The sequence below is a fragment of the Streptomyces sp. NPDC025784 genome (assembly GCF_055558435.1).
The window spans coordinates 364,945-378,887 of record NZ_JBVHMN010000001.1 but is presented as its reverse complement, the minus strand read 5'-3'; the positions used below and the strand labels follow the sequence as shown (position 1 = coordinate 378,887).

Sequence of the window (13,943 nt, the reverse complement as noted above, 5' to 3'; positions counted from 1 at the left end):
CCACGCCGCCGGGCCCGGTTCGGGAGCCGGGGGATCAGTACCCCCGGCTGTCGTACCGCTGCTGCGCGTACTGCGGCAGACCGGGCTGCCGCGCGTGCTCGTCCCCGTGCGAGGCCTGCCGCTGCGGCGACGCGACGTGGCCGCCGCCCCGCTCGGTCAGGGTGATCCGGCCGGCCTCGATGGTCGCCAGCCGCGGCGCGCGACGGGCGATGGACGAGTCGTGGGTGACCATGACGAAGGTCAGTCCGTACTCGTGCCACAGCCCTTCGAGCAGCCCCATGATGTCGTCGCGGGTGCCTTCGTCGAGGTTGCCGGTCGGCTCGTCCGCGAGCAGCACCTTCGGCTTCTTGACCAGCGCGCGGGCGATGGCGACGCGCTGCTGCTGGCCGCCGGACATCTCGGACGGCACGTGCGCGAGGCGTTCGCCCAGACCGACCGAGCGCAGCGCCTCGGCGGCCCGCTCGCGACGCTCGGCGGGCTTGACCCCGAGCGGCACGAGGGCCGTCTCGACGTTCTCCTGCGCGGTCAGCGTCGGGATGAGGTTGAACGCCTGGAAGATGATGCCGATCTTCTCGGCGCGCAGCCGGGTCAGCTTGGCCTCGCTGATGGAGGCGAGGTCCACGCCGTCCAGTTCGACACTGCCGGCGGAGGGCCGGTCCAGGCCGCCGATCATCTGGAGCAGGGTGGACTTGCCGCCGCCGGTGGGGCCCTGGATGACGAGCTGGTCGCCGTCCTCGATGGCGAGGTCGACGCCGCGCAGCGCCTCCACCGTGTCCTTGCCCCGCGTGTAGCGCTTGGTGACGCCGGTGAGCTTGTACATGAGGTTCTCCGAAGGTGCGGAAGAGGAAGGGGGTGGGGCGCCGCGGCCGGGGGGAACGGACGCGGCGCCCCGGTTCGGGGGGAACGGGCGGCCGGTCAGGAGACCGGTGCCCGGTTCGGGTGGTGGCCCGGGGCCGGTCAGGAGACGCTGCGCAACGCGTCCGCGGGACGCATCCGGGAGGCGCGCCAGCCGCCCATGGCGCCGGCGACCAGGCCGCCCGCGATGGCGAGGCCCGCGGCGAGCGCGATGGTGGTCGCCGAGACCGGCGCCGACAGCGCGATCTCCAGGGTGTTCTTCGCCGCGGAGGCCGCCTGACCGCCGGGGCCGCCGCCACCGGGGCCGCCCATGCCGCCGCCCATGCCGCCGGTGGAGCCCAGCTCCGCCGTCAGCTTCGGGCTGATCGCCGTGACCGCGTAGGCCGCGCCGAGACCGAGCGCGATACCGAGGGCGCCGCCGAGCAGGCCGTTGACGACGGACTCACCGACGACCTGCCGGGTGACCTTGCGGGACGGCCAGCCGAGCGCCTTCAGGGTGCCGAACTCACGGACACGGCGGCTGACCGCGGAGGAGGTGAGCAGCGCGGCCACCAGGAACGCGGCGACGAGGACCGCGACGGACAGCCACTTGCCGACGCTGGTCGCCAGGTTCGAGGCGGTCGACAGCGAGCCCGAGACGGTGTCGGCGAGGTCCGCGGAGGTGGTGACCGTGGTGCCCGAGATGTTCTTCTGGATGGTCGCCTTGACGGTGTCGATCTGCTGGGAGTCGGTCGCCTTGACGTAGATCGTGGTGACCTGGTTCTTCGCGTCGCCCAGCGTCTGGGCCTGCTTCAGCGGCAGGTACACGTCGGTGGTGGAGTCGCTGCTGTCGGGCGTCGCGATCCCGATGATCGTGTACTTGGTGCCGGAGATCTTCAGGGTCTTGCCGACCTTGTACTTGTTCTCCTTGGCGTACGACTTGCTGACCACCGCGACCTTCGCGTTCGTCTGCGCGGCCGTGAAGGTCGCACCCGTGGTGATCTTCGAGGTGGCCAGCGGGCCGAGGTCCTGGTCGGTGACGTCGACGCCCGCGACGGAGTACGAGTTCACGTCGAAGGACGCGCCGCCGCCCTGCACCTGGGGCGCGCCGGTGTCGCCGCTCTGGCCGCCGCCGGGGCCGCCCTGCTGCTGGGTGGTGCCCGACTTCGCCTTGCCCTGGGTGAAGGAGCCGTCGACCTTGGTGACGTTCAGGCTCAGCGCGCCCACCGCGTTCGCAACGCCCTTCTGGTCGGCGACCTTCGCGACGAGCGAGGACTTCAGAGCCTGACCGCCCTGTGTCATCACCCGGTCCGAACTCTGCTTCTTGCTGCTGTCCGACTTGGCGTCGAAGTCGAACTTCGGCCGGTCCGAGGCACTGCCGGAGGGCGCCGACCTGGCCTTGGTGACGGTCATGTCGGTGCCGAGGCCGTACAGCGACTTCAGGACCTTGTCCTGTGCCTGCTGCATGCCGGCCGACACCGAGTTGACGGTGATGACCAGCGCGATACCGAGCGCCAGACCCAGGGCGATCACCAGCGCCGCCTTCTTGCGCCGGCTCAGCTCACGCTTGAGATAGATGCCAAACATCCCGTTCCTCAAAGGTTCTTGGCGCCCGCTGTGGGCGCGGCCACAAGCTATGGAGGAACCTTTGAACGGGGCTGAGCGAGAGATGTGCGCGAGCTGAGAAACCGGAGCCCGAAATCAAAATTCCGTAAGACAGCCCATTCCTCATCCGTTCAGGGCTTATTGCCAGAAAACCCCTGTTGAGTGGAGCCCGGTGAAGAACGGCGGGCCCGCCCGGCACGCAACTCCCGGTGGGACGGTGGGCGGCCGTACGGGCGGGCCCGCGCCGTCACCCGGCACCGTTTTGCCGCCCCTTTGGGATTGGCTTTCCTTTTCTTTGTCACCCCGCTGTACGGTCTCACCGACGGGCTTTGTACGGTCCCGGGATGCGTGATTCCTCGCCGCGTACCCCGCGTTCCGCTCCGACGTCCCCGCGTGCGGCCTCCGTGCCCGCCCGCTCCGCCGTGCTGTCGCGGCGCGCCGCCCTCGGTCTCGCGGCGGCCGTGCCGCTGGCCGCGTCCGGCGTCCCGGCCGCGTCCGCCGCCACCACGATCGGCGGTGAACGCCTCGGCCGCGGCGGCGTCCAGGTCCTCGGCGGCTCGGCACTGCCCAAGCGGCTCACCGCCCGCGCCTGGCTCGTCGCGGACCACGAGAGCGGGGAGGTGCTCGCCGCGCACGACGCGCACCGGCGGCTGGCGCCCGCGTCCACCCTGAAGATGCTGTTCGCGGACACCGTGCTGGAGCGGTTCGACCGGACCGAGACCCGCAAGGCGACCGCCGGCGACCTCGCCGACGTGCCCGCGGGCTCCAGCCTCGTCGGCATCAAGCCCGGAATCACCTACACCGTCGAGCAGTTGTGGCAGGGCGTCTTCCTGCGCTCGGGCAACGACGCGGTGCACGTCCTCAGCCACATGAACGGTGGCATAGCCGTGACCGTCGCGCAGATGCAGGCCAGGGCGAGGGACCTGCAGGCCCTGGACACGCACGTGGTCAGCCCCGACGGGTTCGACCACAAGGGCCAGTTGTCCTCCGCCTACGACCTGACGCTCTTCGCCCGGCACGGCCTCGCCGACGCCGACTTCCGCGGCTACTGCGCGACGAGGACCGCCGACTTCCCCGCCGGCGGCAAGAAGACCTTCCAGATCCAGAACACCGACCGCCTGCTCACGGGCGCGTGGGGCGTGCGGCCGTACGACGGTCTGATCGGGGTGAAGAACGGCTACACCAGCCATGCGGGCAACACCTTCACCGGCGCGGCCACCCGCGACGGGCGGACCCTGCTCGTCACGGTGATGCACCCGAAGAACGGCGGCAGCGGCGTCTACGAGGAGACCGCCCAACTGCTCGACTGGGGCTTCGCGAACGCGGCGAAGGTGCGGCCGGTGGGCAGGCTGGTCGCTCCGCTCAGTGAGGGCGGGGCGAGCGCGGCGCCCACGCGGAAGGCGCCGAAGGCGGCGGCGGGTGCCTCGGCGGCTTCCGCCGGTCCTGCCTCGGACGGCCCGTCGTGGGGACTGTTCGCCGGGGCCGGGGGAGCGGTCGCTCTGCTGGCGGGCGGCGCCTTCGCGCTGCGCGGGCGCCGGCGCGCGGCCACCGGGGAGGACGGCGAGGCGGGGAGCGCCCGTCACCAGCGCTGACCCCTGCCCGCGCGTGTGCCGACTCCTCGCGGTCGCACACGTGTTGGGGGCAGCCGTCCCGCGGTCCGGTGCTCACCTCGCGGTCCCGCGCGAGGTCCGCCCCCTTCCGGGCCGCGGAACGGCTGCCACCTCCCCCCTCGGTGTGGACCGTGGTCGTACCGAAGTCTGGTGCTCCAAGTGTGAAGCTCTCGTGGAGGAGGTGTTGAGCATAAGCCCTTGACCGGTGTATACGGTACGGAGCTTCAGCTTCCGTTTGTGTAAGTTGAGTCGTTGACCAGTTCTTGGCGCGCCATTGGCGCACCGCGCGGAGGGTCGCCGCGACGGCGTCAGCCGCGCCCCACGTACGGCATCGTCGTCGCCAGCACCGTCGCGAACTGCACGTTCGCCTCCAGGGGGAGTTCGGCCATGTGCCGGACCGTGCGCGCGATGTCGGCGACGTCCATCACCGGTTCGACCGCCAGTTCGCCATTGGCCTGGAGCGTTCCCGTCCGCATCCCCTCGGTCATGTCGGTGGCGGCGTTGCCGATGTCGATCTGACCGCACGCGATCCGGTACGGGCGCCCGTCCAGGGACAGCGACTTGGTGAGCCCGGTCAGCGCGTGCTTGGTCGCCGTGTACGCCACCGACCGCGGGCGGGGCGCGTGCGCCGAGATGGAGCCGTTGTTGATGATCCGGCCGCCCTGCGGGTCCTGCTCCTTCATCTGCCGGTACGCCGCCTGCGCGCACAGGAACGCGCCGTTGAGGTTGGTGTCCACCACGTGCCGCCAGGCGTCGTAGGGCAGCTCCTCGAGTGGTACGCCGCCCGGGCCGAACGTGCCGGCGTTGTTGAAGAGCAGGTCGAGCCGTCCGAAGCGGTCGCGCACGGCGGTGAAGAGGGCGGCCACGTCGTCGGGGCGTGCGACGTCCGTGCGGACGGCCGTCGAGGGGGTGTCGGGCACCAGGGCGGCCGTCTCCTCCAGTGTCGCCGTCCGGCGTCCGGCCAGCGCCACCGACCAGCCGGTGCGCAGCAGTTCCACGGCCACCGCGCGGCCGATGCCGGAGCCCGCCCCGGTCACCACCGCGATCTTCGTGTGCTGAGCGTTCATGGCATTCATGGAGCCGCAGCGTACGGGAGAGTCCGTGGTGCGGAAGGGAAGGTCCGCACTGCGGAAGGGTGAGGGGTGCCGGTGTCCGTCCCGTCCGTGGCGGTGGCAGTGGCACCGGTGGAGAGACATGGCCAGGGCGGCCGGCGCCGGCCGCCCTGGCCGCGGGTCAGGCGGCCTCGCCGGGGTAGCAGACGCCGATCCGGTCCCGTATCGCGTCGAGCGTCCGCATCACGGCGAGACTGCCGTCGAGGGGGACGAGCGGGGACTCGGTCTCACCGGCCCGCAGCGCGCGCATCGCCTCGGCGGCCTCGTGCTTGAGGCTGTTGCGCGGGCCGGACGCCGGGTCGGCGGAGAACGTCTCGGGCTCACGGCCGTCGCGGTGCAGCACGAAGTGCTCGGGGAAGAAGAAACCGTCCGGGAGGTCGATACGGCCCTCGGAACCGGTGATGGAAGCGGACACGGGCGTGCCGCCGTTGATGGAACAGTGCACCGAGGCGAGAGCGCCGCTCTCCCAGGTGAGCAGAGCTCCCGTCTGGAGGTCGACCCCCTCGTCGGAGAGCACCGCCTTCGCGACGACGTCCGACGGCTCCCCGAGCAGCAGCTGCGCGAACGACACCGGGTAGACACCCAGATCGAGGAGCGCGCCGCCGCCCTGTGCCGGGTCGCGCAGCCGGTGCGAGGGCGGGAACGGACCGGAGATCCCGAAGTCGGCCTGCACCGTGCGGACCTCACCGACCACGCCGTCGTCGACGAGCGCCTTGAGCTGCCGGACCAGCGGATTGCAGTACATCCACATGGCCTCCATCAGGAAGCGGTCGTGCTCCTTCGCGAGCGCCACCAGCTCCTCGGCCTCACGCGAGTTCAGCGTGAACGCCTTCTCGCACAGCACGTGGCGCCCCGCTTCCAGGCACAGCCCGGCCGCGGTCCGGTGCGCCGCGTGCGGAGTGGCGACGTACACGATGTCGACGTCCGTGTCCTCGGCGAGCGACGCCCAGTCGCCGTACGCCCGGGGTATCCCGAACCGTTCCGCGAACGTCTTCGCGGAGGCCTCCGTCCGCGAGGCCACGGCCACGACCTCGGCGTCCGGCATGTCCACCAGATCCGCCGTGAACGACGCGGCGATCCCGCCGGTCGCCAGAATCCCCCACCGCACGCTGTCGCGCTCGCCCGTCATTCCCGCCCCTTGTCCGCCTCGCGCCCTGTCCTTGTGACCCGAACACGCCGTTCGAACTGAGAGCATAGGTGGCGGATCACTCGGAGAGGGAGGGGCGCATGCCCGAGCGTGGCCGCACCGCGCGGGACCAGGAAGGCCGGGAAGGCCCGGACGGGCACATACCGGACGCGGCGGCCACCGGGGCCGACCCGCACCCGGGCGCCACGCCCGCCGCACAACCGGACACGCTCCCCGGCCCGCGCCGGGACACGGACACCGTCCTCGGCGCCCCCGGCGACCCGCTGCCCGGCGACCCGCAGCCCGGCCCGCACCCGGAAGCACCCGCCGGCACCGGAGCCGCGCGCCGTACCGGACTCCTCGTCACGCTGATCCTCGGCGGCCTCACCGCCACACCCCCGCTGGCGATGGACATGTACCTCCCGTCGCTGCCGGACGTCACGAAGGCGCTGCACGCACCCGCCGCGACCGTGCAGCTCACCCTCACCGCCTGCCTCGCCGGCATGGCGCTCGGACAGCTCGTCGTCGGCCCGATGAGCGACAAGTGGGGCCGCAGACGTCCGCTCCTCGCCGGCCTCGCCGTCTACGTCCTGGCCACCGTGCTGTGTGCGCTGGCCCCCGATGTCGAACTCCTCGTCGCCTTCCGGCTCGCCCAGGGACTCGCCGGCGCGGCGGGCATCGTGATCGCCCGGGCCGTCGTCCGCGACCTGTACGACGGCGTGGCCATGGCACGCTTCTTCTCCACCCTCATGCTGATCTCAGGAGTCGCCCCGATCGTCGCGCCGCTCATCGGCGGCCAGATCCTGCGCGTCACCGACTGGCGGGGTGTGTTCGTGGTCCTCACGGCGGTCGGCGTCGCACTGACCGCCGTCGTCTGGACGAAACTGCCCGAGACCCTGCCGCCCGCGGACCGGCACGGCGGCGGCGTCGGCGTGGCGCTGCACGCCATGCGGGGCCTGCTCGCGGACCGCGTCTTCACCGGGTACATGCTCGCCGGCGGGTTCGCCTTCGCCGCACTGTTCGCCTACATCTCGGCGTCGCCCTTCGTCGTGCAGGAGATCTACGGCGCCTCCCCGCAGACCTTCAGTCTGCTCTTCGGCCTCAACTCCGTCGGTCTCGTCCTGGTCGGCCAGATCAACGGAAAGGTCCTGGTCGGCCGGGTCAGGCTCGACAAGGCACTCGCCGCGGGCCTCGCCCTCGTCGCGCTCGCGGCGACCGCACTGCTGCTGATGTCCACGGGCGTCCTCGGCGAGGTCGGCCTCGCCCCGGTGGCCGCCGCCCTGTTCGTGCTGATGTCCTCGATGGGCCTGGCCCTGCCCAACACCCAGGCGCTCGCCCTGATGCGGGTGCGGCACGCGGCCGGCTCCGCCTCCGCGCTGCTGGGCACCTCCTCCTTCCTCATCGGCGCGATCGCCTCGCCCCTCGTCGGCATCGCGGGCGAGCACACCGCCGTCCCGATGGCCGTCGTCCAACTGGGCGCGGTACTGGTGGCCGTCGCCTGCTTCGTGGGACTGTGCCGTCCCTGGCAGACGGGACGTGCACCGGACGGAAAGGCGGCGGACAGCTGAGCGCACCCAGACTGCGCATCGACACACCGGAACGGGCCGGGCTCGATCCCGGAGAACTGCGTCACCTCGTCAGCGAGGTCCGCGCGCTCACGCGCGGAGCCGACCCCTGGGCGGCGGGCGTGGTCCTCATCGCGGGACGCGGCCCGGTCGTCGCCGTCGAGGAGGCGGCGGGGTGGGCGGTGCGCTACGCGGCGTACGACGAGGAGACCGACACCGGGGTCGAGCTGCCACCCGGGGCACGGGTGCCGATGAGCGTGCACACGCCCTTCGACCTGGCCTCGCTCACCAAGCTGTTCACCGCGGTCGCCGCGGTGCAGCAACTGGAGCGCGGCACCCTGGGCATCGACGCGCTGGTGGGCGCGTACCTGCCGGAGTTCCACGCGGCCGCCGAGCACGGCGTCACCGTGCGCCAGCTGCTCACGCACACCTCCGGGCTGCGGCCCGAACTGCCCTTGTACGACTGCCCGGACGACACGGTACGGCTCGCGATGCTGCGGGCCGAGGCTCCCTCGTCCGCGCCGGGCGAGTACCTCTACTCCGACCTCAACCTGCTGCTGCTCCAGTACGTCCTGGAGCGCGTCACCGGACGCTCCCTGGACGTCCTCGTCCGGGACGGCATCACCCGGCCGCTCGGCATGCGGGCCACCGGCTTCGGCCCCTGCCCGGGCGCCGCGGCCTCCGAGGACCAGCGGCGGCCCTGGGGCAAGGCGGACCGGGGCATGCTGCGGGGCGTGGTCCACGACGAGAACGCGTGGGCGCTCGGCGGGGTGGCGGGGCACGCGGGGCTCTTCTCCACGGCGCGCGACCTCGCCGTCTTCTGCCGTGCCCTGCTCTCGGGCGGCTCGTACGGGCCCGCCCGCATACTCGGCCCCGACTTCGTCGAGCTGATGCTCGGTCCGCCCGCGCTCGGCTTCGCCCTCGACCAGGCCTGGTTCATGGGGGGCCTCGCGGGGCGCGGGGCGGTGGGGCACACCGGGTTCACGGGGACGTCGCTGGTCGTGGACCCCGCGACGGACACGTTCCTCGTACTGCTCGCGAACACGGTGCACCCACGGCGCCGGCCGGCGGACAGCGCGCCCCGCGCGGCGGCCGCCACCCGCCTGGCCCGCGCGGTGCGCGACTGCACGTGACGGCCGCGGTCCAGGGGGCGCCGGTCCCCGGACCGGGCGGGCGTGGTGGGGTCGGTTCCGGATCGGGCTCGCCGGTCGGTGTCGGCCGCGCGGACCGGGCGGGCTGGCTGGGGCCGGCCCCCGACCGTGCACGCCAGGTGGGCCGGAGGAGGCGGTGCGGAGTGCCGGTGGGGACCCGTCGGCGCCGGCCGGAGGGTGGCGGCGCCGACCGTAGAATCGCGGGGTGAACGCCCCCCTTCCCCCCGCCGACACCCTGCGCACCGCCCTCGCCGGCCTGCTGGACGGACTGCCGCCGAAGGCCGCCGCGCAGGCGGTGGAACGGCTGATCGCCAACTACCGCGGGACCACCCCGACGCACGCGCCGATCCTCCGCGACCGCTCGGACGTCGTCGCGTACGCCGCGTACCGGATGCCCGCGACGTTCGAGGCGGTGCGCGCGGCGCTGGAGGAGTTCGCGGACGCGGTGCCCGGCTGGACCCCGGGCAGCCACGTCGACGTCGGCGGCGGTACCGGCGCCGCCACCTGGGCGGTGAACGCCACCTGGGAGGGCGCCCGCCCGGTGACGGTCCTCGACTGGGCCGAACCCGCGCTGGCGCTCGGCAGCGAGATCGCCGCGGCGAATCCCGAGCTGAAGTCCGCGCAGTGGCGGCGCTCCCGCATCGGGGCGGCGCTCACCATCGAGAACACCGATCTCGTCACCGTCTCCTACGTCCTGGGCGAGCTGACCGACGACGACCGCGCCAGCGTGGTGGCCGCCGCGGCCGCCGCCGCCCGGGCCGTCGTGATCATCGAGCCCGGCACCCCGGACGGCTACGCCCGCGTCATCGAGGCCCGTGACCGGTTGATCGACGCCGGGTTCCACGTCGCCGCCCCCTGCCCGCACAGCGCGGCCTGCCCCATCGCGCCCGGCGAGGACTGGTGTCACTTCTCGGCCCGGGTCGCCCGCTCCTCCCTGCACCGCCAGGTCAAGGGCGGCTCCCTGCCCTACGAGGACGAGAAGTTCAGCTACGTGGCCGCCACCCGCTTCCCGCCCGAGCCGGCGGCCTCCCGGGTCGTGCGCAAGCCGCAGATCCGCAAGGGGCAGGTGCTGCTGGACCTGTGCGGCCCGGACGAGTCGCTGCGGCGGGAGACGGTGACGAAGCGTCACGGACCGCTGTACCGGGCGGCCCGTGACGCGGAGTGGGGCGACGCGTGGCCGCCCGCCGACACCCCGTAGGGCCTGACGTCACACGCCGCTGAGTTCCGCGACGCCCGGCGGGCCCTGGGAGCGCAGCTCCTGTGTGCAGCACTTCACGCTGCCGCCGCCCTTGAGGAGTTCGCTCAGGTCGACGGGGACGGGCTCGAAGCCGCGTTCCCGCAGGGGTTCCAGCAGGCCCGTCGCGGCCTGGGGGAGCAGCACGTGCAGGCCGTCCGAGACCGCGTTGAGCCCGAACACGGCGGCGTCCTCGGCGATGGCGATCAGGGCGTCGGGGAACAGTCTGCGCAGCGCCTCACGGCTGCCGGGGGAGAAGGCCGGCGGGTAGTACATGATCTCGTCCGTGCTGTCGTCCAGGACCGCGAGTGCCGTGTCCAGGTGGTAGTAGCGCGGGTCGACGAGATCGAGCCCGATCACCGGGCGGCCGAAGAACTCCTGGGCCTCTCCGTGCGAGAGGGGGCTCGCGCGGAACCCGCGGCCCGCGAGCAGACAGGACGCGGTGACCGCGAAGTCGCCCTCGCCTTCGTTGACGTGCACCGGCTCCTGCACCCGCGGGAAGCCGTGCGCGCGGAACCATTCCAGGTGGGCCGGTGCCTCCGGAGCGCGCTCGCGGTGCGCGAACCGGGCGCCGAGGACCCGGCCGTCCACGACGGTCGCGCCGTTCGCCGCGAAGACCATGTCCGGCAGCCCGGGGCGGGGTTCGAGCTCCTCGACGGTGTGCCCGAGGGAGCGGTACCGGTCGCGGAGGTCCTCCCACTGGGCGACGGCGAGCGCCACGTCGACCGGCTTGGCGGGATTCATCCACGGATTGATGGCGTACGTGACATCGAAGTGCGTCGGCGGGCACATGAGATAGCGCCGGGGCGTGGCGCGTCGGGGAGGGTGCAAGGAGGGCTCCTTACGCAACCGCAGGGGCAGTTGGTGCCATGGTGCGCCGAGGGGTGCGCGGTGCCCGGGAGCCGAAAGGGTTGTGTCCGCCGGGGGGCCGGGCGGGCTCAGGCCGGAGGCGAGACGGAGCGTATCGCCCGCTTGATAAATTCCCCTCATGGCCGAGAAACCCACCCCGGACGCCACCCGTCGCAGCGCCAGGTCGCGTCGAGCGATCTTCGACGCCGCCCTCGCCCTCGTCGGCGAGGTCGGATACCCGAGGACCACGATCGAGGGCATCGCGGCCCGCGCCGGGGTCGGCAAGCAGACCATCTACCGCTGGTGGCCGTCGAAGGCGGACGTGCTGCTGGAGGCGTTCATGGATCTCGGCGAGCAGGCCGCCCGGGCCGCGGGTCAGGAGCCGTACGAGATCCCGGACACGGGCGACCTGGCCGCCGATCTCAGGCTGGTCCTGCGCGCCACCGTGGACGAGCTGATCAACCCCGCCTTCGAGGTGCCGGCCCGCGCGCTGGCCGCGGAGGGCGTCGTCAACGACCAGATCGGCGCCGAGTTCGTGGCCAAGCTCCTCGAACCCCAGCTCCAGCTGTACGTGAAGCGGCTGCGTTCGGCGCAGGACCGCGGCGACGTGCGCGCGGACGTCGACCCCCGGATCGCCCTGGAGCTGTTCGTCTCCCCGCTCGCCCAGCGCTGGCTCCAGCGCACCGGCCCGATCTCCTACGACTACACCGACACGCTCGTCGACTACGCCCTCCACGGGATCGCCCCGCGCTGAACGGACGCCACGAGGGAGCCGCGCTCGCGCCGCATGCCGGGCGGCGGACGGACGGGACCACCGAATCGCCCGGCAGGGACAGCGGCCATGGGACCGTGCGCCGGGCGGCGGAATCACGGGACCACCGAGCCGCCGGCCGCGGGTCAGGGAGACGCGCGCCCGGCGGCGGACCACGGGACCGCCGAGTCGCCGGCCGCAGGCCGAGGGACCGTTCGCCGGCTGACGGACCGCTCGATCGCTAGCGCCTCGCCCCGGGCCGGACGGCCGACGGCACGGCGGAGGCCGCGGCACGCTCGTCCGCCGCCAGGCGGCCCGGAGCGTCGGTGACGATCCCGTCGCAGCCCAGCGTGAGCGCCCGGTCCCGCTCGGCCGGGGTGACCACGGTGTGCGCCCACACCCGCGGCACGCCGGAGCGCACGGCACGCTCCAGATCGGCTTCGCGCGCCTTGTGATCGACGTCGAGCACGTCCAGGAACGACGCCCAGCGCGCGGGCCGGTCGCGGCGCATCTGGGCCGCCGAGCGCCACAGCTGGCTGAGCAGGCCCAGCCGGTGGATACGGCGGGCCATCAGCGGGTCGTTGGTGTTGACGAACACCGAGCGGGTGAGGCCGCGGCCGCGGATCATGGCGGCCAGCGCGTCCACGCTCCGCGGGTCCTTCGCCTCCATCGTCAGCACGATCCGCCCGCCGAACCGGTCCAGGACCTCGGCGACGGTCGGCGGCCGCTCCGCGGGCCAGCTGCCGGGCAGCCTCTCCGCGGGGCGCAGCCGTACCCGCTGCCAGTCCTCGGCGGTCAGGTCCCGGACCCGGCCGTGCGAGTGGGTGGTGCGGTCCAGGGTCGCGTCGTGCATCACGACCACGGTCCCGTCCCGCAGCATCTGCGTGTCCAGATCGAGGACCTGCGCCGTTCCCCGCTCGTAGGCCGCCGTCAGGCCCGACATGCTGTTCTCCGGCACCTCCCGGGCGCCGCCGCGGTGCGCCACGTGCACGAAGCGGGGGAGCGCGTCCACCGTCAGCGGTCCGGCGCCCCACTCCAGCGGGGACGGCGGGCCGCCGTGTCCGGCGAGGGCGAGCGAGGCGAGCGTGACCAGACCGGCGAGGGCAGTCCGTGTGAGCATGGCGACCACGGTAGGGGTGCAAATCAACACAAAGCGTTCAATGACACTCGATTTGAAGGGGGCGAACACATGGCCCCACCCACCCCGGATGCGGGCTCTGGCCACCCGGAGCGCAGGATGGTGGGACGATAGGGCTTGCGGACGGCCCCGGAACGGGCTGTCGGCCCCGGATGGTTGTCGTCGGGACCAACGGCTAGCGAGGGGATAGATGAGCGCAGAGTTCGGTCGCCGCTCCGGCGCGCAGGGCAGGATCTCCCAGTGGCTGCGTGGACGCCGTCAGAAGGAGACCGCCGACGACGGCGGACGTGAGGCCCTGCTGCTCGCCGCCGCTGCCGCGGGACTGCCGCTCGCGCAGGCCGCCCACCCGTCCGGCTACCGCTGCTCCTGCGACCGCATCGGTTGTCCCACCCCGGCCCGCCACCCGGTCTCCTTCGCCTGGCAGACGCAGTCCACCACCGACCGCGCCCAGATCGAGCGATGGGCCCGGCATCAGCCGCACGCCAACTTCATCACCGCGACCGGCATGGTGCACGACGTCCTCGACGTGCCGCTGGAGGCGGGCCGCGAGGCGCTGGAGCGGATGCTCGCCTCCGGGATCGAGGTCGGTCCCGTCGCCGAGAGCGGCGACGGCCGGATGCTCTTCTTCACCCTCACCCGAGGTACGCCCGAGGACGAGGACGAGTGGTGGCCCTGCGAGCTGGACTGCCACCCCGAGACGATGGACGAGCACCCGGGGTTCCGCTGGCACTGCCGCGGCTCCTACGTCCTCGTCCCGCCGGCCCGGCTGCCCGGCGACCTGACGGTCGACTGGGTGCGCGGACCCGAGCACGCCCTGCCGGACCCGCTCACCCTGCTGGAGATCCTCACCGACGCCTGCGCCCGGCACGCGGGGCAGCAGGAGACGGACCAGCTGGCCGCCTGGCCCCACCGGCACTGACGGCCCGCACGGGCGACGGACCGCCCGCGCGTCGGGACCTCACCGGCGC

General features: G+C 73.0%; 12 protein-coding genes. 6 read left to right on the top strand and 6 right to left on the bottom strand.

Annotation, left to right across the window (positions count from 1 at the left end):
- Window positions 1–34: 34 nt before the first annotated feature.
- Both ACZ4IF_RS01640 and ACZ4IF_RS01635 read right to left on the bottom strand, forming a co-directional pair.
- Window positions 35–820 (bottom strand): ABC transporter ATP-binding protein, encoded by a 786-nt coding sequence (locus ACZ4IF_RS01640; protein WP_467558582.1) that lies wholly within the window; start codon window positions 818–820, stop codon window positions 35–37.
- A gap of 137 nt (window positions 821–957) precedes the next feature.
- Entirely contained in the window at window positions 958–2,421 is a 1,464-nt protein-coding gene (locus ACZ4IF_RS01635; protein ID WP_467558580.1) for an ABC transporter permease, read from the bottom strand.
- A 362-nt stretch (window positions 2,422–2,783) separates the two neighbouring features.
- On the opposite strand from ACZ4IF_RS01635, the gene ACZ4IF_RS01630 reads away from it, so the two are divergent.
- Window positions 2,784–4,031: a D-alanyl-D-alanine carboxypeptidase family protein gene (locus tag ACZ4IF_RS01630; RefSeq protein WP_467558578.1), complete on the top strand. Its 1,248-nt coding sequence runs from the start codon at window positions 2,784–2,786 to the stop codon at window positions 4,029–4,031.
- A gap of 326 nt (window positions 4,032–4,357) precedes the next feature.
- Here ACZ4IF_RS01630 and ACZ4IF_RS01625 read toward each other — a convergent pair whose 3' ends face one another.
- A complete protein-coding gene (locus tag ACZ4IF_RS01625; RefSeq protein WP_467558576.1) occupies window positions 4,358–5,125 on the bottom strand; it encodes an SDR family oxidoreductase in 768 nt (255 codons plus the stop codon).
- A gap of 157 nt (window positions 5,126–5,282) precedes the next feature.
- Window positions 5,283–6,290 (bottom strand): Gfo/Idh/MocA family protein, encoded by a 1,008-nt coding sequence (locus tag ACZ4IF_RS01620; RefSeq protein ID WP_467558574.1) that lies wholly within the window; start codon window positions 6,288–6,290, stop codon window positions 5,283–5,285.
- Window positions 6,291–6,388: 98 nt separating this feature from the next.
- Between ACZ4IF_RS01620 and ACZ4IF_RS01615 the strand changes: the two genes are divergently transcribed.
- The 3 genes from ACZ4IF_RS01615 to ACZ4IF_RS01605 all read left to right on the top strand — a co-directional run bounded on the left by ACZ4IF_RS01615 (window position 6,389) and on the right by ACZ4IF_RS01605 (window position 10,201).
- Window positions 6,389–7,855 (top strand): multidrug effflux MFS transporter, encoded by a 1,467-nt coding sequence (locus tag ACZ4IF_RS01615; RefSeq protein WP_467558572.1) that lies wholly within the window; start codon window positions 6,389–6,391, stop codon window positions 7,853–7,855.
- On the top strand, window positions 7,801–8,985 hold the full coding sequence (locus tag ACZ4IF_RS01610; protein ID WP_467558570.1) for a serine hydrolase domain-containing protein: 1,185 nt from the start codon (window positions 7,801–7,803) through the stop codon (window positions 8,983–8,985). The genes ACZ4IF_RS01615 and ACZ4IF_RS01610 overlap by 55 nt, the downstream gene beginning before the upstream one ends.
- 223 nt (window positions 8,986–9,208) lie before the next feature.
- Window positions 9,209–10,201 carry a small ribosomal subunit Rsm22 family protein gene (locus tag ACZ4IF_RS01605; protein WP_467558568.1) on the top strand — a complete coding sequence of 331 codons (993 nt, stop codon included), beginning with the start codon at window positions 9,209–9,211 and terminating at the stop codon, window positions 10,199–10,201.
- A 9-nt stretch (window positions 10,202–10,210) separates the two neighbouring features.
- Here the strand turns inward: ACZ4IF_RS01605 and ddaH are convergent, their stop codons facing one another.
- Window positions 10,211–11,068: a dimethylargininase gene (gene ddaH / locus ACZ4IF_RS01600; RefSeq protein ID WP_467558566.1), complete on the bottom strand. Its 858-nt coding sequence runs from the start codon at window positions 11,066–11,068 to the stop codon at window positions 10,211–10,213.
- 157 nt (window positions 11,069–11,225) lie between these two features.
- Here ddaH and ACZ4IF_RS01595 point away from each other — a divergent pair, with 157 nt between their 5' ends.
- Entirely contained in the window at window positions 11,226–11,840 is a 615-nt protein-coding gene (locus ACZ4IF_RS01595; RefSeq protein ID WP_345643097.1) for a TetR/AcrR family transcriptional regulator, read from the top strand.
- 238 nt (window positions 11,841–12,078) lie between these two features.
- Here ACZ4IF_RS01595 and ACZ4IF_RS01590 read toward each other — a convergent pair whose 3' ends face one another.
- Window positions 12,079–12,957 carry a glycerophosphodiester phosphodiesterase gene (locus ACZ4IF_RS01590; protein ID WP_467558563.1) on the bottom strand — a complete coding sequence of 293 codons (879 nt, stop codon included), beginning with the start codon at window positions 12,955–12,957 and terminating at the stop codon, window positions 12,079–12,081.
- Between the two features lie 208 nt (window positions 12,958–13,165).
- On the opposite strand from ACZ4IF_RS01590, the gene ACZ4IF_RS01585 reads away from it, so the two are divergent.
- Window positions 13,166–13,894, top strand: a complete 729-nt coding sequence (locus tag ACZ4IF_RS01585) for a bifunctional DNA primase/polymerase (RefSeq protein WP_467558561.1) — start codon at window positions 13,166–13,168, stop codon at window positions 13,892–13,894.
- Window positions 13,895–13,943: the final 49 nt, after the last annotated feature.